The sequence below is a fragment of the Pseudomonas japonica genome, from assembly GCF_900188455.1.
Classification (GTDB): Bacteria; Pseudomonadota; Gammaproteobacteria; order Pseudomonadales; family Pseudomonadaceae; genus Aquipseudomonas; species Aquipseudomonas japonica.
Genome location: NZ_FZOL01000016.1, coordinates 125838 through 145909, shown reverse-complemented (window position 1 = coordinate 145909; position 20072 = coordinate 125838). Strand labels below are relative to the sequence as shown.

Annotated in this window: 16 protein-coding genes and 1 tRNA gene; 6 read left to right on the top strand and 11 right to left on the bottom strand. The window is 67.3% G+C overall.

What is annotated here, in order from left to right; translation table 11 throughout:
• Positions 1 to 104: 104 nt before the first annotated feature.
• The 8 genes from CHB99_RS19390 to CHB99_RS19355 all read right to left on the bottom strand — a co-directional run bounded on the left by CHB99_RS19390 (position 105) and on the right by CHB99_RS19355 (position 12305).
• Positions 105 to 878 carry an enoyl-CoA hydratase gene (locus CHB99_RS19390; RefSeq protein WP_042128322.1) on the bottom strand — a complete coding sequence of 258 codons (774 nt, stop codon included), beginning with the start codon at positions 876 to 878 and terminating at the stop codon, positions 105 to 107.
• A 12-nt stretch (positions 879 to 890) separates the two neighbouring features.
• Positions 891 to 2018 carry an acyl-CoA dehydrogenase gene (locus CHB99_RS19385; RefSeq protein ID WP_042128320.1) on the bottom strand — a complete coding sequence of 376 codons (1128 nt, stop codon included), beginning with the start codon at positions 2016 to 2018 and terminating at the stop codon, positions 891 to 893.
• Between the two features lie 8 nt (positions 2019 to 2026).
• Positions 2027 to 3220, bottom strand: coding sequence for an acetyl-CoA C-acyltransferase (locus CHB99_RS19380; RefSeq protein ID WP_042128318.1), 1194 nt, complete (start codon positions 3218 to 3220; stop codon positions 2027 to 2029).
• 12 nt (positions 3221 to 3232) lie between these two features.
• Complete coding sequence (locus CHB99_RS19375) at positions 3233 to 4000, bottom strand: SDR family NAD(P)-dependent oxidoreductase (protein WP_042128317.1); 768 nt, start codon at positions 3998 to 4000, stop codon at positions 3233 to 3235.
• An 11-nt stretch (positions 4001 to 4011) separates the two neighbouring features.
• On the bottom strand, positions 4012 to 5664 hold the full coding sequence (locus CHB99_RS19370) for an AMP-binding protein (protein WP_042128315.1): 1653 nt from the start codon (positions 5662 to 5664) through the stop codon (positions 4012 to 4014).
• Positions 5665 to 5806: 142 nt separating this feature from the next.
• Positions 5807 to 10276: an NEL-type E3 ubiquitin ligase domain-containing protein gene (locus CHB99_RS19365; protein WP_042128313.1), complete on the bottom strand. Its 4470-nt coding sequence runs from the start codon at positions 10274 to 10276 to the stop codon at positions 5807 to 5809.
• 104 nt (positions 10277 to 10380) lie between these two features.
• Positions 10381 to 11445 carry an AraC family transcriptional regulator gene (locus CHB99_RS19360; protein ID WP_245655652.1) on the bottom strand — a complete coding sequence of 355 codons (1065 nt, stop codon included), beginning with the start codon at positions 11443 to 11445 and terminating at the stop codon, positions 10381 to 10383.
• Positions 11442 to 12305 (bottom strand): LysR substrate-binding domain-containing protein, encoded by an 864-nt coding sequence (locus CHB99_RS19355; protein ID WP_042128308.1) that lies wholly within the window; start codon positions 12303 to 12305, stop codon positions 11442 to 11444. Before CHB99_RS19355 ends, CHB99_RS19360 begins: the two co-directional genes overlap by 4 nt.
• Positions 12306 to 12416: 111 nt before the next feature.
• Here CHB99_RS19355 and CHB99_RS19350 point away from each other — a divergent pair, with 111 nt between their 5' ends.
• The gene (locus CHB99_RS19350; protein ID WP_042128307.1) at positions 12417 to 13523 is read left to right on the top strand and encodes a 2-aminoethylphosphonate--pyruvate transaminase; all 1107 of its coding nucleotides are present in this window, start codon (positions 12417 to 12419) and stop codon (positions 13521 to 13523) included.
• A 34-nt stretch (positions 13524 to 13557) separates the two neighbouring features.
• Complete coding sequence (gene phnX, locus CHB99_RS19345) at positions 13558 to 14385, top strand: phosphonoacetaldehyde hydrolase (RefSeq protein WP_042128305.1); 828 nt, start codon at positions 13558 to 13560, stop codon at positions 14383 to 14385.
• Positions 14386 to 14420: 35 nt separating this feature from the next.
• Here the strand turns inward: phnX and CHB99_RS19340 are convergent, their stop codons facing one another.
• Positions 14421 to 14975 (bottom strand): NADPH-dependent FMN reductase, encoded by a 555-nt coding sequence (locus CHB99_RS19340; protein ID WP_042128303.1) that lies wholly within the window; start codon positions 14973 to 14975, stop codon positions 14421 to 14423.
• Between the two features lie 148 nt (positions 14976 to 15123).
• Between CHB99_RS19340 and CHB99_RS19335 the strand changes: the two genes are divergently transcribed.
• The 3 genes from CHB99_RS19335 (at position 15124) to CHB99_RS19325 (ending at position 18695) form a co-directional block, all read left to right on the top strand.
• Positions 15124 to 15342, top strand: a complete 219-nt coding sequence (locus CHB99_RS19335) for a hypothetical protein (RefSeq protein WP_042128300.1) — start codon at positions 15124 to 15126, stop codon at positions 15340 to 15342.
• 162 nt (positions 15343 to 15504) lie between these two features.
• Complete coding sequence (locus CHB99_RS19330; protein ID WP_042128298.1) at positions 15505 to 17601, top strand: AAA family ATPase; 2097 nt, start codon at positions 15505 to 15507, stop codon at positions 17599 to 17601.
• Between the two features lie 83 nt (positions 17602 to 17684).
• On the top strand, positions 17685 to 18695 hold the full coding sequence (locus CHB99_RS19325) for a helix-turn-helix transcriptional regulator (RefSeq protein ID WP_042128297.1): 1011 nt from the start codon (positions 17685 to 17687) through the stop codon (positions 18693 to 18695).
• On the opposite strand, the gene CHB99_RS19320 is transcribed toward CHB99_RS19325, so the two are convergent.
• Both CHB99_RS19320 and CHB99_RS19315 read right to left on the bottom strand, forming a co-directional pair.
• The gene (locus tag CHB99_RS19320; RefSeq protein ID WP_042128295.1) at positions 18680 to 18988 is read right to left on the bottom strand and encodes a hypothetical protein; all 309 of its coding nucleotides are present in this window, start codon (positions 18986 to 18988) and stop codon (positions 18680 to 18682) included. The two genes, CHB99_RS19325 and CHB99_RS19320, sit on opposite strands and share 16 nt — an antisense overlap.
• A 199-nt stretch (positions 18989 to 19187) precedes the next feature.
• Positions 19188 to 19264 (bottom strand) — tRNA-Val (locus CHB99_RS19315).
• A 288-nt stretch (positions 19265 to 19552) separates the two neighbouring features.
• Between CHB99_RS19315 and CHB99_RS29825 the strand changes: the two genes are divergently transcribed.
• Positions 19553 to 20065: an HvfX family Cu-binding RiPP maturation protein gene (locus CHB99_RS29825; RefSeq protein ID WP_042128293.1), complete on the top strand. Its 513-nt coding sequence runs from the start codon at positions 19553 to 19555 to the stop codon at positions 20063 to 20065.
• Positions 20066 to 20072: the final 7 nt, after the last annotated feature.

Below are 20072 nucleotides of genomic sequence, written 5' to 3'. Positions count from 1 at the left end.
TGGCCCGAATACCCTCGTAGGAGCTGGCTTGTCGTGTGACGAACCACTGCGAAGGACCGCTTTGCGGTCCCTCGCGGGCAAGCCACGCCCCTACGGTGGTTTCCTCAGCGATCCTCGAACTGCGCCTCGCGCTTGGCGATGAACGCGGCCATGCCTTCCTTCTGGTCATGGGTCGCGAAGGCCGCATGGAACACCCGACGCTCGAAGCGCACGCCTTCGCTCAGGGTGACTTCGAAGGCACGGTTCACCGATTCCTTGACCATCATCGACACCGGAATCGACTTGCTGGCGATCACCGCCGCCACTTTCAGCGCTTCGTCGAGCAGTTCGGCCTGCGGCACGATGCGCGCCACCACGCCAGCCCGCTCGGCCTCCTCGGCGCCCATCAGGCGGCCGGTCAGGCACAGTTCCATGGCCTTGGCCTTGCCCACCGCGCGGGTCAGGCGCTGGGTGCCGCCCATGCCCGGCAGCACGCCGAGGTTGATTTCCGGCTGGCCGAACTTGGCATTGTCCGCGGCGAGGATGAAGTCGCACATCAGCGCCAGCTCGCAACCGCCGCCGAGGGCGAAACCGGACACCGCGGCGATCATCGGCTTGCGCCGGTTGGCCACGCGGTCGCAATCGCTGAACAGGTCGTCGGTGTAGATCTGCGGATAGGTCAGTTCGGCCATTTCCTTGATGTCGGCCCCGGCGGCGAAGGCCTTGGCCGAGCCGGTGATGACGATGCAACCGATGTTGGCATCGGCCTCGCAGGCATCCAGCACCTGGTTCAGTTCGCCGATGATCTGGCGGTTCAGGGCATTCAGCGCCTGCGGCCGGTTCAGGGTGACCAGGCAGACCCGGTCACGGTTTTCCACGAGGATGGTTTCGTACGTCATGAGCTGCTCCGTTCAGAGATTGCGCGCAATGACCATGCGCTGAATGTCGCTGGTACCTTCATAGATCTGGCAGACCCGCACATCGCGGTAGATCCGCTCCAGCGGAAAGTCGCTCAGATAGCCATATCCGCCGAGGGTCTGCAAGGCATCCGAACAGACCTTTTCGGCCATTTCCGAGGCGAAAAGCTTCGCCATCGAGGCTTCCACCAGGGCCGCGCGCCCGGCATCGCGCAGCGCCGCGGCGTGATGCACCATCTGCCGGGCCACGGCGATCTTCGTGGCCATGTCCGCCAGGCGGAAGGCCACGGCCTGGTGCTCGATCAGCGCCTTGCCGAAACTTTCGCGCTCGCGGGCGTAGTCGCGGGCCACTTCGAACGCGGCGCGGGCCATGCCCACCGACTGCGCGGCGATACCGATGCGCCCGCCTTCCAGGTTGGCCAGGGCGATCCTGTAACCCTCGCCCTCCTCGCCCAGGCGGTTGGCGACCGGCACGCGCACGTCGTCGAAGACGATCTGGCAGGTGTCGGAGGCATGCTGGCCGAGCTTGTCCTCGACCCGCGCGACCTGGTAGCCAGGGCTGTCGGTGGGCACCAGGAAGGCGCTGATGCCACGCTTGCCGGCCGCCGGATCGGTGACGGCGAAGACGATCACCAGCCCGGCATTGGCGCCGGAGGTGATGAACTGCTTGCAGCCATTGATCACGTAGTGGTCGCCGTCGCGCCGGGCACGGGTCTTCAGGCTGCTGGCATCGGAGCCGGCCTGGGGCTCGGTGAGGGCGAAGGCGCCGAGCATGGCGCCGCTGGCCAGCGGGGTGAGGAAGCGCGCCTTCTGCTCGTCGTTGCCGAACTTGAGGATCGGCACGCAGCCCACCGAGTTGTGCACGCTCATGATGGTGGAGCAGGCGCCATCACCGGCGGCGACTTCCTCCAGGGCCATGGCGTAGGCCAGGTAGCCGGTGTCGCAACCGCCCCACTGCTCCGGCACCAGCATGCCGAAGAAGCCCATGTCGGCCATCTCGGCCATGGCTTCCCGGGGGAAGCGATGCTCGCGGCTCCATTGCTCGGCGAACGGCCGCAGGCGCTCCTGGGCGAATTGCCGGGCGGCATCGGCGATCTGTTGTTGCTCATCGTTGACCAGCATGATTCACCTCAATCCACCAGCTCGACAGCCATGGCCGTGGCCTCGCCACCGCCGATGCAGATCGCCGCCACACCGCGGCGCTTGCCCTTCTGGCGCAGGGCCGACAGCAGGGTGACGAGGATCCGCGCCCCCGAGGCGCCGATCGGGTGCCCGAGGGCGCAGGCGCCACCGTGCACGTTGACCTTGTCGTGGGGCAGTTCCAGCTTGTGCATAGCCGCCAGGGTGACCACGGCGAAGGCTTCGTTGATCTCGAACAGGTCCACCTCGGCCAGGTTCCAGCCGGTGCGTTTCATCAGTTTCTCGATGGCGCCGATCGGCGCGGTGGGGAACAGCGCCGGGGTGTCGGCGAACGCTGAATGGCCATGGATCACCGCCAGCGGCTTGAGCCCCAACTGCGCGGCACGGGACTGGCGCATCAGCACCAGCGCCGCGGCGCCATCGGAGATCGAGCTGGCGTTGGCCGCGGTCACCGTACCGCCGTCGCGGAACGCCGGCTTGAGCTGCGGAATCTTGTCCAGGCGCGCTTTCGGCGGCTGTTCGTCATCGCTGATCAGGACCTTTTCCTTGCCCACGGTGACCTGCACCGGAACGATCTCGGCGGCGAAGCTGCCGTCCTTGATCGCCTGCTGGGCGCGGGTCAGCGAGGCGATGGCGAAGTCGTCCTGGGCCTGGCGGCTGAAGCCGTTGGCCTCGGCGCAGTCCTCAGCGAAGGTGCCCATCAGGCGGCCCTTGTCGTAGGCGTCCTCGAGACCGTCGAAGAACATGTGGTCGATGATCCTGCCGTGGCCCATGCGATAGCCGCTGCGGGCCTTGTCCAGCAGATACGGCGCGTTGGACATGCTTTCCATGCCGCCGGCCACCACCACCTCGGCGCTGCCGGCCAGCAGCAGGTCGTGGGCCATGATCGCCGCCTGCATGCCGGAACCGCACATCTTGTTCAGGGTGGTGCAGGTCGTGCCCTTGTCCAGGCCGGCACCCAGCGCCGCCTGGCGCGCCGGGGCCTGGCCGAGACCGGCGGGCAGCACGCAGCCGAACAGCACCTGCTCGACGCTGTCCGGGGCGACCCCGGCGCGCTCGACGGCGGCACGGATCGCCGCGGCGCCCAGTTGCGGCGCGGTCAGGCTCTTGAGGTCGCCCTGCAGGCCACCCATGGGGGTGCGCACGGCACTGACGATGACGATTGGATCGTTGACGAGGCTCATATCTGCAACTCCTTACTTGGCAGCCATGCGCAGGGCGCCATCGAGACGGATGGTTTCGCCGTTGAGCATGCTGTTTTCAATGATGTGGCGGGCCAGCGCGGCGTACTCGTCCGGGCGGCCAAGGCGTGGCGGGAACGGCACCCCGGCGGCCAGCGAGGCGCGTACTTCCTCGGTCATGCCGGCCATCATCGGGGTTTCGAAGATGCCCGGAGCGATGGTCATCACACGGATACCGAAGCGCGCCAGTTCACGAGCGGCCGGCAGGGTCAGGCTGGCGATGGCGCCCTTGGAGGCGGCATAGGCGGCCTGGCCGATCTGGCCGTCGAAGGCGGCGATGGACGCCGTGTTGATGATGATCCCGCGCTCGCCTTCCGCCGAGGCGGTGCCTTCGGCCATGGCCGCGGCGGCCAGGCGCAGCAGGTTGAAACTGCCGATCAGGTTGACGTTGATCACCCGGCTGAAGCTGGCCAGACCGTGCGGGCCGTTCTTGCCCAGGACCTTCTCGGCGCCGACGATGCCGGCGCAGTTGACCAGCCCGTGCAGGCTGCCGAAGGCGGCCACGGCGGCATCCACGGCGGCCTTGGCCGCGCCTTCGTCGCTGATGTCGGCGACCGCGTAGCGGGCCTGCTCGCCGAGGGCGGCGGCCTTGGCCGCGACGGCCTCGGCGTTGAGGTCCACCAGCATCACCCGGGCGCCGGCCTGGATGAGCATTTGCGCGGTGGCGGCACCGAGGCCGGAGGCCGCGCCGCTGACGATGAAGTTATGGTTGGCGATCTGCATGGTGAGGTTCCTCAGGCGCTGGCCTTGTGGGCGTGCGCGGCTTGTTGAAGGGCGATTTCCTGGTTGCGCAGGATGAAACGCTGCAGCTTGCCGCTCGGGGTCTTGGGCAGCTCGCTGACGAATTCGATTTCACGCGGGTAGGCGTGGGCATAGAGGCGCTGACGGACATGCTGGCGCAGGGTTTCGGCCAGTTCGTCGCTGCCGGTGTGGCCGGTGCCGAGAACGACGAAGGCCTTGATCAGTTCGGTGCGCTCCGGATCGGGCTTGCCGATCACCGCCGCCTCGACCACCGCCGGGTGCTCGATCAGCGCGCTTTCCACATCGAACGGGCCGACCCGGTAGCCGGAGGTGGTGATCACATCGTCGCTGCGTCCGACGAAGCTGATGCTGCCGTCCGGGTTCAGCTCGACGGTGTCGCCGCTGAGGTAGTACTTGCCGGCGAATGCCTTGGTCGGCAGGCCGTGATAACCGCCGAACCAGCACAGCGGCGACTGCTCGCGGTCGACCGCGAGAATCCCCGGCTGGCCGGCGGGCAGCTCCTGGTGCTGCTCGTCGAGCACGACGATGCGGTGACCGGGAATCGCGTAACCGGCCGAGCCCAGGTGCACCGGATGCTCCAGGCCATGGTGATTGCACAGGACCATGCCCAGTTCGGTCTGCCCGTAGTGGTCGTGGATGGTGACCTCCAGTTCCTCGCGGAACCAGCGGATCACTTCGGGGTTGAGCGGCTCGCCGGCGCTGCTGACCGCCCGCAGGCGGCCCTTGATCGGCGCCGAGAACGCTGCGCCGGCGGCGATCAGCATGCGGTAGGCGGTGGGCGAGCCGGCCAGGTTGGTGATGCGGTACTTGTCGATGACCCGGCAGGTGCTTTCCACACTGAACGGCCCGTCGAAGAAGGTGGTGGCGTGGCCCAGGGACAGCGGGCCGGTCACCGCGTAGTACAGGCCGTAGGCCCAGCCCGGATCGGCGAGGTTCCAGAAGGCGTCCTCGGGACGCAGGTCGATGGCATCGCGCATGTAGCCCTGGAAGGCGACGATCGCCCGCAGCGGCACTTCCAGCGGCTTGGCCGGGCCGGTGGTACCGGAGGTGAACATCAGCAGGAATGGCGCCTCGCCACTGAGCAGCACCGGCTCGCGATCGGCCGCGGCGGCATTCAGTACGGTATGGAAATCCAGATCGCCACTGCCCTGACGGGCGTTCACGCAGATGATGGTCGGGCAGTGCTCGACCTCGTCCAGCTTGACCCGGTTTTGCGCATCGGTGACCAGCACCTTGGCCCCGGAAGCATGCACACGGTGCTCGATGGCCTTGGGTCCGAAGGCGGTGAACAGCGGCTGGTACACGGCACCGAGACGCCAGGTGGCGAGGACCGTGACCAGCAGTTCGACGGTGCGCGGCAACAGGCCGGCGACCCGGTCGCCCGGGCCGACGCCCTGGGCGGCGAGAACGTTGGCGAAGCGCGTGGCGCGCTCGCGCAGCTCGCTGAAACGGTAAGCCGCGCTCTGCCCGTCACGGCCTTCCCAGTACAGGGCCACGGCCTCGCCGTCGGCATGCCGGTCGCAGCATTCGACGCAGGCGTTGAGCGCCTCCAGGCTGCCGGCCAGGGCCGCCTCGGCCGCCTGTGGATAGTTGAAGGTACGTGCCGCCGCGCTGTAATCACGCATTCGCCAGACTCCCCGGTTGTTATTGTTGGAAGGAATTCGAAGGTCTGGAAATAGTCACCCCGGTGCCGCCCGGCGGCAATGGTCAAAGCTGTCAATCTGGATGACTGGTTTGGCCATTGGCCGCCGGCGCGGGGCTTCTGGATCAAGGGTTTTCAGGGGGCTGCAAGGCCTCTTCGGTGAGGCGACGGGCCTGTTCGTGCAGGGCCGTCTCACGCTCGGCGCCAAGCTGGTTCATACGTTGCAGGTAATCGCCCTCGGCCAGTTGATCGCGTTGCTCGCACAGGCGTTCGAGACGGTCCCAGAATTGCCCTTCGACGCGCCTGAAGTCCACCGCATGCCGCTCGCGCAGATGCTCGAGCCAGAAGTCCTGGCGGGCGATGAAATCCGCCAGCGCGGGGCTGCCCTCCGCCGTTTCGACCGTGTCCTTCGCACGCTTCAGGTCCTGTTCGGACACCGCGGCGATATCGCCGAACTGCATGTGCCGGGGTTGCCCGGGCAAGGCCAGGGCGTCGGCCAGGCGCACGCGAAACGCCAGGCTCACCTCCACCTCGTCGACCGTCTGCCCGAGCGTCTGGCGCTGGGTGATGACCTGGCGGGCGAACTGTTCGACCCGGTCCAGGCGGAACAGGCGCCGGGCGAAGGCCAACAGCGCCGCGCCCTGCTCACCGTCCGGCACCCGGGTCCGGGCCAGGCTCACCTGCAGACGCACGTCCAGCACGCTGAAGGCGGACGACACGCTGTCGATGCAGGTAGTCGGTGCGTTCGCCAGTTCGAACAGCGACTCGCGCAGCACGCTGCTCTCCACCGCCGCGCCGATCATCTGCCATACCCGCTCCTGCAGATGCGCCGGCGCCAGGCGATAGTCGGCGGTGTCGAGAAGATTGCCGAGCAGGCTGAAGAACCCCTGCGAACCCGGCTCGCCACGCAGGCCCTGCCACTGTTCGTCACGCTCGCGCAGCAGGGTGTCGTGCATGCCGGCCAGCCATTGCTCGCGCACGCCGTCCGGCTCCAGTGCCGACGCCGCCAGGCCATCCGCCTCGCCGGCCTGCCACAGGCGCTCGCGCACCTCGTCGCGCAAGGGATTGCCGAACAGCACCGTGGCGCTGCGGATCCGCGCCGGGGCACTGAAGAACGCCTCCGGCAGCAGGCTCAACTGGTTGCCGCGCAGGTCGGCCAGTTCCAGGAACGGCCGGCTCGGCAGGCCCTCCGGCAAGGCCCGAATGCCCGTGCCACGCAGGCTCAGGCGGCGCAGGCGCGGCAAGTGGCTGACATCGGGCACGCGCCCCAGCGGATTGCGATCCAGGTTGAGCACCTCCAGCCGCGTCAGGGTGGACAGCGTGGCCTGGCCGGCATGGCTGAGGTGGATGTTGTTGCCGTCCAGGTACAACTCCCGCAACTGCGTCATGCTCGCCAGCGCCGACGGCATTTCGCTGCAACCATTCTGCCCGAGGTCAAGCCAGCGCAGACGCGTGAAACGGCGCAGGAAGCCGTCGAGCCGCCGCCACTGGCCGGAGCCGGACAGGACCAGATCGACCACATGGGCGAAATCGACCGAGTCCGGCAACTCGGGCAGATTACCGACCTGGGAACGGCCGAGGCGCAGCCGATAACCGATGATGCGGCCATCGACATCGCATACCGGAGGTGTCTGCCGGCACCAGCAGCGGCGTATTTCATCGGCGACCCGACGCCGTGCGGAACGCCCGGCCAGGGAGGTTTCCTGCTGCCAGCGCGCCAGGGTCCGATCGAGACTGCGCAAGCTGTCCTGCAGGCGCAGCAGTTCACTCATGGGGTCGCCATGCTGCTGGTGCAACTCGTCCAGCCAGACGCTGGCCTCCAGGTCGTTGAAGCCCGGATACAGGTTGCGCACCATGCCGGTCAGCGTGGTCCGGCCGGGCAGGCCGCGGCCGCTGAGGGGATAGCCCAGGCGTCCATCGGCGAAGCGCCGCGGCGCGCGGAAAGTACCCGGACGCACGCTCATGCCGAGCAAACCGGGCAAGCGCTCGCGATCGGCACTGGCCTGTTCGCGCAGCATTGCCCGCAGCGCGGTCGCGGGGTTGTCACCCGCGTACCCCAGGGTCGCGCAATGCGTCGCGCCGAGGCCGTCGACCAGTGCCTGGAACAGGCTGACCGAGGCGTCGCCCAACGCCCCGCCCTGCCCGTCGAATGCCGCGTAACGTCCCCGGGTGCCGACCAGCACCCGCATCTCGCGGGCGTCGGGCGTCGGCAACAGGCGCTCCAGCACCGGTCCCTCGAACGCGCCTTCGCGCAGTTCGAAGGACAATCCTCGCGGCCAGCGCGGCAGTTGCCGGAACAGGGAAAACACCATGCGCACCGTATCGCCGGCGCAGCGCGCGTCCAGATACAGGCCTTCCAGCGCGCGCAGGATGCGTACCTCGCGCACGCTGTCGCGGGCCTGCTCCTGAAGCGCCAGGGGAATCCGGCCATCCGCGCGCGCGCTGACCTCGGCCGCGTCGAGCAACGACTGGACGAAAGGCCCGGGCAGCGCGGGAAACGCGCGCTGCAGTTTCAGGCCCTGCGCGTCCAGGGACGGCGTCGTGGCGGCGGCGAAATGTTCGAACAACGCGCCGCCCAGGGACTGCTCGGCGGCTCGCCAGGCCAGCCGTTCGTCGCCCACCGCAGGCGCCTGCACCAGCAGTTGTCGCGCGGCGGTACACAGTTCCTGATCCAGCGCTGGCGCCGCCGTGCCGTCGGCCAGTTGCGTGAAAAAGCGGGTGATGCGCGCCTGCAGGCGGAAGTCGTCCAGCACCTGCACCAGCGCCACCGGCATCGGCCGGCGTTCCACCAGCAACCCGCGCAGGCGCGCCTGGTCATAGCCACAGATCAGCGCCGCCTGCTCGCACAACGTGGCGGACAGCCCTTCGCTGCGCGGACCGAGGCGACGCAGCAGATAGGCGCTGCCCTGCCATTGCAGCGGGTGCTCGCCGGCATGCCACCAGGCGCCATCGCCATTGCCCGTCAGCTCCGGCGTCCAGGCCCGCGGCCGGGACGGATGGACGATGCGCCAGCGCTCGCTGATGGACGCCTGGCGCACTTCGAAAAGCTGCTCGTCGCAGCGCCACCAGTGTCGCCCCTGCTCACTCAGCAGCCCGTCGGCACCGCTTGCCGAGGCCAGGGTCAGCGGCGCCCGGTAGCGCCCATGATCGGGCGCGCAGAGACGTGGCGCGGCGGCCTCGCGACTGACCGGCAGCAGGTTGTCGACGAACGCGCTGCGGCGCAGTTCGCGCAGGGCCAGCGTCGAGCCGCCCGCGACCACTGCGCTGAGGGTGAGATTGCCGACCACGCCGAGCAGGTGCCCGAGGGCCTCCTCACGCTGGCCGTGGCTCCAGTCGACAACCCCTTCGTAGACCTCCGACAGCAGGTCCTTGACCAGCCCCACCAGCATCAGCTCGCCCACCCCGGGGATGAACGAGGCCAGCACGCTGACCACGGTCAACCCGGCCGACTCCAGGGCCTGGACCCGCTGGCGGTGCACGACCTGGTCGATGCTGGCGGTGGGCACCAGCAACAGGGCGGCATCGCTCTTGATCCGCTCGATCTGCCGGCGGGCCAGACCCGCGAAGGAATCACCGGTACTGGCCAGCCCCTGGGCCTGCAACTGCGGTCGCACCTGCGTCATGGCGGAACGCAGCTTGCCGAGAAAGCTCAGGCGGTCGTCGCGCTCCAGTTGACGGGTGAAAAACTCCACGTAGCGCTCGTAGCGCAGGTCGGTGGCCAGTTCGTCGTTGAGCAGGCTCGACGACGGGAACTGGCGCACGGGCTTGAGCGGGTCGCCGGGCAGATGCAACAGGCGCTGCCCGGCCAGGGTCGGCGCCGTGCCGGCGATCTCCAGCAGCATCGCCCCGGGCACGCTGAAACCGAACAACTGCAAGGTGCAGCAGCGCACATGAGACGGCGTCGGGCCGTCGGCGGCGAAATCCAGCAACAGCTGCTGGGCATCGGCATCGATATCGCCCTTGAGATAGGCGCAGCGGGCCTGGGCCACCAGGGTCGCGCGGCGGTCGGCGGCGAGCAGGTCGAGGACCTCCTGGCGCGCTTGCGCATCGCGCGGCGTCAGCACCTCGTCCAGATGCCGCTGGTACTGGCCGCCCAGGTCCAGCGCGCGACACGCCGCAGCCAGCCGCGCGGGCGCGCAGGCAAGCAGCCGGCCATCCTCGACGACACCCGCACCCGGATAGTAGAAGCCCGCGCCGGCCTGTTCCGCGCTGAAGTTCTGCAACAGCCGTGGCAACAGCTCGGTGTCCACCGGGTAGTAACGGAACACCGGCAGATCGACTTCGGTGACGCGGAACGGGGAAAACTCCACGCGCAGACGCACTTCCCGCCATAGCGCCCGCGGCGTTTGCGGATCGCAGCCGAGCGGGCGCAGGGCAGCGGTCAGACGCGGCAACGCGAAGGCATCCGGCGCCTGCAGTGCGGCCAGCAGTGTGCCGACCCGGGCCTGGCAGCGCTGATGAGTGGCGAGGCTGCTTTTGAGCTCGTCCAGCTCCTCGATGGAAGCGTCCTTGAGCCAGTCGGGGGCATTGCCGGCGATGAAGCGATCGAGCGCCAGCCGGTCATCCAGCGGCGCGTTGGGGGTTGAATCGGTCATGAGCGAGGCTCCTCGGTGTGAAGAGCCGGCAGCCTAGGCAGGGCCGCGTACCGGTGAGCAGCGGGAAGCCGCGCCGCGCGCGGCCAGGCCTCCCGGTCCGGGGTTCAGGCGTTGGCCAGGACCAGCGTGCGGTAATGCCCCGGATTGCTCCCCGACCATTTGCGAAAGGCCTTGTGGAACGAGCTGACGTCGGCGAAGCCGAGGCGTTCGGCGATCTCGGCGAAGCTGAGCTCCGGCTGTGCCAGCCAGCCGATGGCCAGTTCCTTGCGCACGCTGTCCTTCAGCGCCTGGTAGGTCTGGCCTTCGTCGGCCAGGCGGCGGCGCAGGGTCGAGGCGGAAATGCACAGGCTCTGGGCCAGGGCCTCGGTTTCCGGCCACTGCGCCGCGGGACGCTGGCGCAGGTCGTCCTTGATCCGCCGCGCCAGGCTGTCCGGGTCGCGGTACTTGACCAGGATGTTGCCCGGCGCCTGAGCGAGAAAGCGTTGCAGCTCCTCGGTGCTGCGCCGCACCGGCAGGTCGAGGCAGTCGGCGGCGAAGATCATCCGCGTGCGCGGCCGGGCGAACTGCAGGTTCTGCGAGAACATCACCCGGTAGTCGTCGCAGAAATCCGGCTCGACGCAGCGCAGTTCGATGGCCAGGATCGGGATCCGCCGTCCGGCCAGCCAGCAGGCCACGCCGTGGACGATCATCCAGAAGGTGAAGTAGGTGAACGGTCGCCGCGGTTCCTCGCGCGGCTCGCCGATGACGATCTCGGCCAGGCTCTGCTGGCGCACCAAATGCGGCTGCAGGTCGTCGAACATCAGGCAGAGGAACTCCAGCGCCGAGGCCAGCGCCGCCCCCACCGTGGGCTGGGCCATGGACGAGCGGCAGAGGAAGGCCAGGCTGCCGCTGCGCAGACCGCGTGGATCCATGCGGAAGAATTCGTCGTTGCAGCGCCGCGCCAGCAGGCGCCAGAGCCGCGCGTAGGCACTGGCGGCAACGCGGGCCGCGGGCTGCTCCAGGTGCGCGGGGTCGATGCCGACGCGGGTCAGTACCTCGATCGTCGCCACGCCCGGCGGGCAACTCTGCAACAGCGCCTCGCGCACCAGTTGCATGGAGATGGTGTCTTTCGCCGTGTTCAACAGGGTTTCGCCTTGCAGTTCGCTGAGCGGCATCTTAGGCGGCGTCATGCCTGCGGCGCCAGATCGAGGAACGCCTGGATCAGGCGCAATTCGCGCCGTCGCTCCAGGCAGCCGAGCATGTGCTGGTTGACCAGCCCGCCGCCCGCGATGGGCCGCGCCAGTACCCGTGGGTCATGGCCCAGCTCGGCCGAGGAGACGATGCCGATGCCCAGTTGCGCCGCCACCGCCTCGGTCACCGCCTCGCGGCTGTCGAGCTCCAGCACCACCCGCGGCTGCACGCGGGCCTCGGCGCAGGCCAGGTCGAAGGTACGTCGGGTGATCGAGCTGGGTTCGCGCAGCACCATGATCTGCTTGTCCAGGTCGGCCAGGGACAACTCGCCGGCACTGGCGGCCCAGGGGTGCGCCACCGGCAGCAAGGCGCAGATCCGCGACGGCTGCAGGGCCTGCAGGTAGAGGCCCTTGCGCGGCTCGACCTCGGTCAGCACGGCCACGTCGGCATGCTCGGAGAGCAGCGCCGCCAGGGTTTCCTGGGCATTGCCCAGGCGCAGGTTGACGGTGATCCCCGGATAGCGCTCGCGCAGTTGCGCCAGCATCGGCATGACCCGGTGCGGACCGTCCGCGGCCACTTCCAGACGCCCGGTGAGCAACTGCCGGTTGGCTTCGAGCATGGCCTGGGCTTCCTCGGCGAGGCTGAACAGCGCGCGGGTGATCGCCGCCAGGCGCGTGCCCTCCTCGGTCAGTTCGACCCGCCGCGCGGTACGCCGCAACAGGGTGATCTGGTAGTGCTCCTCCAGCGCCTTGACATGCCCGGTCACCGCCGGCTGGCTGATGAACAGGCGCTCGGCGGCGCGGGTGAAGCTGCCTTCGCGGGCGACGGCATCGAAGGCACGGAGCTGGAACAGGTTCATATCTATCGGCCTGACTTATGGCTGGCATAACGACAAACAATTTGATTGATGGCTCACGGAATTGCAACGTAGCGGCCATAGATTCTGCCCACCGCCGTGAGGAACACCGCAATGAGTAATGCCCCGCTCCTGCTGACTCCAGGCCCCCTGACCACCTCGGCACGCACCCGCAACGCGATGCTGACCGACTGGGGCTCATGGGACCGCGACTTCAACCAGCTGACCGCGAGCCTGTGCGAGCAACTGCTGGGCATCGTCAACGGCCACGCCAGCCACCAGTGCGTGCCCCTGCAGGGCAGCGGCACCTTCGCCGTGGAAGCGGCGATCGGCACCCTGGTGCCGCGCGACGGCAAGGTCCTGGTGCTGATCAACGGTGCCTATGGCCAGCGCCTGGCGAAGATCTGCAAGGTGCTGGGCCGCGACTTCAGCACCTTCCAGACCGCCGAGGACCAACCGACCACCGCCGCCGCGGTCGACGACCTGCTGCGCGCCGACCCGCGCGTGACCCATGTCGCCCTGATCCACTGCGAAACCAGCACCGGCATCCTCAACCCGCTGGCGGAAATCGCCGAGGTCGTCGCTCGCCATGGCAAGCATCTGATCATCGACGCCATGAGCTCGTTCGGCGCCCTGCCGATCGATGCCGCCAAGGTGCCTTTCACGGCCCTGATCGCCGCCTCCGGCAAATGCCTGGAAGGCGTACCGGGCATGGGTTTCGTCTTCGCCGAAAAGCACGCCCTGGCCGCCGCCGAAGGCAACAGCCATTCGCTGGCCATGGACCTGCACGACCAGCACGCCTACATGAGCAAGACCGGGCAATGGCGCTTCACCCCGCCGACCCATGTGGTCGCCGCCCTGCATGAAGCCCTGCGGCAATACCACGAGGAAGGTGGCCTGGCCGCGCGCCAGCAGCGCTACGCCGAAAACTGCGTGGCCTTGCTGGAAGCCATGGCCGCGCTCGGTTTCCGCAGTTTCCTCGACGCCGGGATCCAGGCACCGATCATCGTCACCTTCCATGCCCCGCGGGACAGCCGCTACCAGTTCAAGGACTTCTACGAGCGGGTCAAGGCCAAGGGCTACATCCTCTATCCGGGCAAGCTGACCGAGGTCGAGACCTTCCGTGTCGGCTGCATCGGCTGCGTCGACCCGGACGGCATGCGCGCCGCGGTGGATGCGGTGGCCCAGGTGCTGGGCGAAATGAACGTCACGGAAATCTGAAGTCCCCCTCGAATTGCTACAGGAACGCTTTCACATGAACTACAACAACCCGAAACACCTGCAGGCGGCGATTCTCGACTGGGCCGGCACCATGGTCGACTTCGGCTCCTTCGCCCCGACCCAGATCTTCGTCGAGGCCTTCGCCGAGTTCGACGTCGAGGTCTCCATCGACGAGGCGCGCGGCCCGATGGGCATGGGCAAGTGGGACCATATCCGCACCCTGTGCGACCAGCCGCGGATCGCCGAGCGCTACCGCAAGGTCTTCGGCCGCGCGCCGAGCGACGCTGACGTCACCGCCATCTACGAACGTTTCATGCCGCTGCAGATCGAGAAGATCGCCACCCATTCGGCGCTGATTCCCGGTGCCCTGGACACCATCACCCGCCTGCGCGGCGACGGCCTGAAGATCGGCTCCTGCTCCGGCTACCCGAAAGTGGTGATGGACAAGGTGGTGGAGCTGGCCGAAAAGAACGGCTATGTCGCCGACCATGTGGTGGCCACCGACGAAACCCCGAACGGTCGCCCCTGGCCGGCCCAGGCCCTGGCCAACGTGATCGCCCTGGGCATCGACGACGTCGCCGCCTGCGTCAAGGTGGACGACACCGTTCCGGGGATCCTGGAAGGCCGTCGCGCCGGCATGTGGACCGTGGCGCTGGTCTGCTCGGGCAATGCCCTGGGCCTGACCTACGAGGGTTACCGGGCGCTGGATGCCGCGACCCTGGCCAGCGAGCGCCAGCGCATCCACGGGATGTTCGAAGGTTCGCGGCCGCACTACCTGATCGATACGATCAACGAGTTGCCGGAAGTGATCGCCGACATCAACCGGCGCCTGGCGGCGGGCGAGATGCCGCAGTCGGTGTAAGCCCCTCCGGGGCCGCTGCGCGGCCCCGGATACGGTTACCCCTGATGCCGCGCCACCCACGTCGCAAAGCTGTCGATGAACCCCTGCAGGAACGGCCGGGTCTTCTCCGACAGCCGGCCCTGTTCGTCGAAGAGGCTCCCCGCCCCACCCACATAGGCCTCCGGCTGCTGCATGCAGGGCACGTCGAGGAACACCAGCGACTGGCGCAGATGGTGGTTGGCGCCAAAGCCGCCCACCGCGCCGGGTGACACGCTGATCACCGCCCCCGGCTTGCCGCTGAAGACGCTTTGCCCGTAGGGACGCGACCCCACGTCGATGGCATTCTTCAACCCGCCCGGCACCGAACGGTTGTATTCCGGAGTGACGAACAGCAGCGCATCGCTACCCTTGACCTGCTCGCGGAACGCCTTGTAAGCGGCCGGTGGATCGCTGTCGATGTCTTCGTTGTACAGCGGCAGGTCGCCGATCTCGACGATCTTCAACTGGAGGCTCGACGGTGCCAGCTCGGCGAGCGCCTGGGCGACCTTGCGATTGAGGGATGCCTTGCGCAGACTGCCGACCAGCACCGCGACCGAATAGACCTGGCTCATGACACATGCACCTGTACGAATAAGGGAATTGGTAGTTATAGATGATGCCCCCCAGCCGTGAGGTTTTTTTCCGGGGCCTGTAAAACTTACCCCTTGGGGCTATGGTCTATGGACGACGAAGAACATTTTTCAGAGGCCTTGAACGAAAATGACAGCAGTACTGGTCGGGCAATTTCATGCGCGGGACGCTGAAGGACGCATTTATCCCGTGCATGAGTTTCAGGAAGCCACCCTGCAGGCCGATGGAAGCGCCGCCTCATTGCCGATCACCACTTACCGCCTGGCGATCGGCGACCGGGTCAACCACCTGGGCGAAGACCGCTTCGAGCTGGTGCGCAGCGGTGTGGAGATCATTCGCATTCCCTGAGTGCCGGGCGCGACACGCTCCCTGTGCCAAGGCGAAGAAAAAAGGGCGACCCGCAGGGGCCGCCCTTTTTCGTCCATCACGCAGCGCCAGCCCGCCAACGACGACACATCCTGACCACCCCCTCCCTCATCCTGTGCGCCGCACAACTTCGAGGAGACCGGTATGGGTCGTCACATCAGCCCCTTCGCCCATGGCAGCCACCGCGCTGTCGACACTTGCGCACTGTCCCTGAAGTGGAGCTACCAGCTGCTTCTGGACCTGGGCGGGCATCGCACCTTCATCTGCCGCCATGGCCTGAACGACGATGACCTGGCCCGTGAACTGGGCCTGGAAAAGTGGGTGGACGGCGACGACTACAATGCCACGCAGGCACTGGCGGCACTGCGCCGCAACGCCCGCAGCTTCGCCAGCGCACACCTGCGGGCGGAGTACCCGGACAACCTGGGCAACAACCTCGAAGCCCTGGGAAGCTTGCTCGGCCTGAGCGAAGCGGACCTGCAGATACTCGGCTTCTGCGTGCTGATGCACTGCGACCCGACCCTCAGCGATGCCACCGACCAGTTGGGCATGCTCGGCCTCAATCGCGCGATGAAAGCGCTCTCGGTCCTGCTCGGCCTGCCGCTGGCCAAGGTCGAGACCTGCCTCGGCCACGCCAGTCCACTGATGCGCAGCGGCCTGCTGGAGCTCTGCACCAGCAGCCGCGCGGCCATGGCCCTGAGCTCGATGCTGTCGGTGAGCAACCCGGAACTGCCCGGCCTGCTGCGCTTCAGCAAGGGCCGCCCGCTGGATCTGTTCGCCTACGCCTTTCGCCAGAGCCCGCCTGGCAGCCTGGGCGCGGAGCACTACGGGCATATCCGCCAGCCCCTGGCCATCGCCGAACGCTATCTGGAAAAATCCCTCGGCCAGGGTCGCCAAGGCGTCAACATCCTGCTCTACGGGCCGCCCGGCACCGGCAAGACCCAACTGAGCCGGCTGCTGGCGAAGAACCTCGGCTGCGCGCTGTATGAAGTGGCCTGCACCGACCGCCAGGGCGATCCGGTCCTGGCCATGCAGCGCCTCTGCTCCCTGCGCGCGGCCAACAGCGTGCTGCACTCGCAACGCGCCCTGCTGGTGCTCGACGAGATCGAAGACATCTTCCACACCGCCAGCAGCGAGGCCGGCAGCCGCACGCAAAAAGGCTGGATCAACCGCATGCTGGAAGAGAACAGCCTGCCGTGTTTCTGGCTGAGCAACAGCATCGAGGAAATCGACGCCGCCCACGTGCGCCGCTTCGACCTGGTCATCGAAGTGCCGAACCCGCCCCTGGCGCAGCGCCGGCAGATGCTGCGCGAATGCAGCGGCGACCGGCTGGGCGAGGACCTGGTGGAACACCTCTGCGCCCACGAACAGATGACCCCGGCCGTGCTCGCACGCGCCGTGCGGGTCGGACGCAGCGTCTCGCCCCGGGCCGGCAAGGCGCTGGACCAGACCATCCGCTGCATCGTCGACGGCACGCTGAAAGCCCAGGGCTTCGAGAAACTGCCGAGCCAGGAGCCCACGTTGCCGACGTTCTACTCGCCGCAGTGGATCAATGCCGACCTGGCCCTCGACGGTCTGGTGGACGGACTGCGCGCCTGGCCCCAGGCACGTCTGTGCTTCTATGGCCCGCCGGGCACCGGCAAGACCGCGTTCGGCCACTGGCTGGCGCAGGAACTGGACAAGCCGCTGATGGTGAAACGGGTGTCCGACCTGGTGTCGCCCTACGTGGGCAGCACGGAGAAGAACCTGGCGGACACCTTCGAACGGGCACGCCAGGAAGACGCCGTGCTCCTGCTCGACGAAGTCGACAGCTTTCTCCAGGACCGGCGCAAGGCCCGGCAGAGCTGGGAGGTCACCGCGGTCAACGAAATGCTCACGCAGATGGAGAGCTACCGGGGACTGTTCATTGCCTCGACCAACCTGATCGTCGATCTGGATGAAGCCTCCCTGCGCCGTTTCGACCTCAAGGTGCATTTCGGCTATCTGGCGCCCGCTCAGGTCCGCACCCTGTTCGACGCCCACCTCAAGGCGTTGGCCCTCAAGGATCCGCAAGAGCGCGCCGCCAGTCGCCTGCGCGGCGAAACCTGCCTGACCCCGGGGGATTTCGCCGCGGTGGCCCGTCGCGGACGCTTTCGCCCCTTCACCAGCGCCGACGAACTGGCCGCCGCGCTGCTCGCCGAATGCCGCCTGAAGCCCGGCGCGGAGCAACGCCCCATCGGCTTTCGCCAGTGGACCCACTAAAGATTGCCGGTCCGCCGCCGATAGGCTGGCGGGCCTTTTATTGCTAGCCAAAGGCCAGCCTTTTCTCAACAAGGATGATTCTTTTGCCTTCCGCCAAGACCCACAGCGCGTTGAATCGACAATGGGAACTGCTGCAACAGCTGCCCAAACGCGCCCCCGGCATCACCGTGACCGAACTGCTGACGCGCCTGATCGCCGCGGGCTACAACATCAGCCGGCGCAGCATCGAGCGCGACCTGCGCGACCTGTCGCTGGTCTTCCCGTTGCAGTGCAACGACAGCGGCACGCCGTTCGGCTGGTACTGGAAGCCCGGTGTCAACGTCGAGCTGCAGGGGATCACCCTGACCGAAGCGGTCAGCCTCGCCCTGGTCGAGGATGCGGTGCGCCCGCTGCTGCCCGGCAGCATGCTGAGCGTGCTGGAGCCGCGTTTCGAGCATGCCCGACGCAAACTCAAAGGGCTGGGCGACGGCAATCCGGCCGCGCGCTGGCCGGACAAGGTCGCCAGCGTGCGCCCGGATTTCAACCTGCGCGCCCCGGAAATCCAGGCCGAGCAGCTGGAAGCACTGCAGCACGCGCTGATCAGCGAGCGCCAGGTGCGCTGCCAGTATTATTCGGCGCACTTCGACAAGCTCAGTGAACTGACCCTCAACCCGCTGGCCATCGTCCAGCGCGGGCTGATCACCTACCTGATCGCCACCGCCGCCCCCTACACCGATGTCCGTCAGTTCGCGGTGCATCGCTTCCGTACCACCACGGTGCTCGATTCGCCTTGCCAGGGGCTGGAGTCTTTCGACTTGCAGGCGTACCTGGCGAGCGACGCCCTGCAGTTCGGCACACCGGAGAAGATTCGTCTGCAGGCCTGGGTCAGCGAGCGTCAGGCGCGCTTGATCCGCGAAACGCCCCTGAGCACCGACATGCTGCTGGAGCCCCTGGAACAGGGCTTCCAGCTCAGCGCGACGGTCACCAACTCGTGGCAACTGCACTGGTGGATCCTGTCCCTGGGCGATGCCTTCGTGGTCCGCGAGCCGGCGGCCCTGCGCGAGCAGATCGCCGATACCCTGCGCCGCGCGGCCAAGGCCTACGATCCGGCGTGAGCCGGCTCCACCCACGCATCGAGGCTGCCAGGGGCCGGCCTTGACGGTTGCAGTGCCTGCAACTCATCCAGCAGGCACTGCAATTGGTCCGCACGGGCCTTTTCGGCGTGCAGCGCCAGCTTCAGCTCGCGGTTTTCTTCGGTCTGCCACCAGGTCCGCCGCTGGCGCTCGCCGGTGACGGCCTGCCAGTGGTCCAGCACGCGCCACAGCTTGCTGCTTTGCAGATACTGCACCACCAGCACCAGCAGGATCAGCCCCTGCAGAGCGAGGAACAACCAACCCTGGTGCATCATGGGCGATGTCTCCAGCCGTTGGCTGGGCGTGGCGATAGCGCGTGGTCCGGGAACATCGAGACAGCCTCCTGGGGAACATTCGATATGCGCATTATCGAAATGGCCCACGTCACTTTACGTCGTGACGGGATCGGAGACGGCGTGGAAGGCGGGAATTAAAAAAGGGCGATCCTTGCGGATCGCCCTTCTTCACGATGTTTGGTAGGCACAATTGGACTCGAACCAACGACCCCCACCATGTCAAGGTGGTGCTCTAACCAACTGAGCTATGTGCCTGTCGTGGGGCGGCATTCTACGCACTTGGCTGTAGCTGTCAACCTTTGTCTTGCAGAAAATCTGCAAAAAAATCAGCGACTTCAAAAACCAGGGTGGTGCGCGGCGGGATCGCCGTGGAATGACGCCCCTGATCACCTACAGAGTGATACACGGTGCGCTTTTCCCGACATATCCCGGACAAGCACCGTTGACACCATGGCCTCCCGCGCGCCGCGCGCGGACTTCGTCCCCTCCACGAATCGCCAGCCGGCCTTGCCGTCGGCTGACACTCTTGCCTATGAGGTCACCATGAGCCTGTCTACCCCGAATCCGATCACCACCACCTTGCCCCTGCTCGACCGCCTCTCAGCCTGTGCCTGGGACATCCCGCTACGACTGTTCCTGGCCTGGGAGTTCTTCGAGTCAGGCCTGGAAAAATGGCATGGCGACAACTGGTTCGAACAGATCCACGCGAACTTCCCCTTCCCCTTCAACCACTTTTCGCCAGGCTTCGACTGGCAGGTGTCGATGTGGGCCGAGCTGATCGCGCCGCTGCTGCTGTTGCTGGGGCTGGGTGCCCGCCTGGCGTGCGCCGCCCTGGTCGTGCTGACCGTGGTCGCGATCGCCGCGGTCCACTGGCCGGCGCAATGGACGACCTTGAGCGAGCTGGCCCAGGGTTACACGATCACCGACCATGGCTTCGGCAACTACAAGCTGCCGCTGATCTACCTGGTGGCCTTGCTGCCGCTGGTCTTGAAGGGTGCCGGAACGCTCAGTGCGGATGCGCTGCTGCGCCGGAGGTTCGCGCGCAAGCAGTCATGAGAAGAAC

Excerpts from the sequence above, each read along its gene's own strand:
- CHB99_RS19390 (WP_042128322.1), bottom strand. The coding sequence starts at position 878 with ATGACGTACGAAACCATCCTCGTGGAAAACCGTGACCGGGTCTGCCTG.
- CHB99_RS19385 (WP_042128320.1), bottom strand. The coding sequence starts at position 2,018 with ATGCTGGTCAACGATGAGCAACAACAGATCGCCGATGCCGCCCGGCAA.
- CHB99_RS19380 (WP_042128318.1), bottom strand. The coding sequence starts at position 3,220 with ATGAGCCTCGTCAACGATCCAATCGTCATCGTCAGTGCCGTGCGCACC.
- CHB99_RS19375 (WP_042128317.1), bottom strand. The coding sequence starts at position 4,000 with ATGCAGATCGCCAACCATAACTTCATCGTCAGCGGCGCGGCCTCCGGC.
- CHB99_RS19370 (WP_042128315.1), bottom strand. The coding sequence starts at position 5,664 with ATGCGTGATTACAGCGCGGCGGCACGTACCTTCAACTATCCACAGGCG.
- CHB99_RS19365 (WP_042128313.1), bottom strand. The coding sequence starts at position 10,276 with ATGACCGATTCAACCCCCAACGCGCCGCTGGATGACCGGCTGGCGCTC.
- CHB99_RS19360 (WP_245655652.1), bottom strand. The coding sequence starts at position 11,445 with ATGACGCCGCCTAAGATGCCGCTCAGCGAACTGCAAGGCGAAACCCTG.
- CHB99_RS19355 (WP_042128308.1), bottom strand. The coding sequence starts at position 12,305 with ATGAACCTGTTCCAGCTCCGTGCCTTCGATGCCGTCGCCCGCGAAGGC.
- CHB99_RS19350 (WP_042128307.1), top strand. The coding sequence starts at position 12,417 with ATGAGTAATGCCCCGCTCCTGCTGACTCCAGGCCCCCTGACCACCTCG.
- phnX (WP_042128305.1), top strand. The coding sequence starts at position 13,558 with ATGAACTACAACAACCCGAAACACCTGCAGGCGGCGATTCTCGACTGG.
- CHB99_RS19340 (WP_042128303.1), bottom strand. The coding sequence starts at position 14,975 with ATGAGCCAGGTCTATTCGGTCGCGGTGCTGGTCGGCAGTCTGCGCAAG.
- CHB99_RS19335 (WP_042128300.1), top strand. The coding sequence starts at position 15,124 with ATGACAGCAGTACTGGTCGGGCAATTTCATGCGCGGGACGCTGAAGGA.
- CHB99_RS19330 (WP_042128298.1), top strand. The coding sequence starts at position 15,505 with ATGGGTCGTCACATCAGCCCCTTCGCCCATGGCAGCCACCGCGCTGTC.
- CHB99_RS19320 (WP_042128295.1), bottom strand. The coding sequence starts at position 18,988 with ATGATGCACCAGGGTTGGTTGTTCCTCGCTCTGCAGGGGCTGATCCTG.
- CHB99_RS29825 (WP_042128293.1), top strand. The coding sequence starts at position 19,553 with ATGAGCCTGTCTACCCCGAATCCGATCACCACCACCTTGCCCCTGCTC.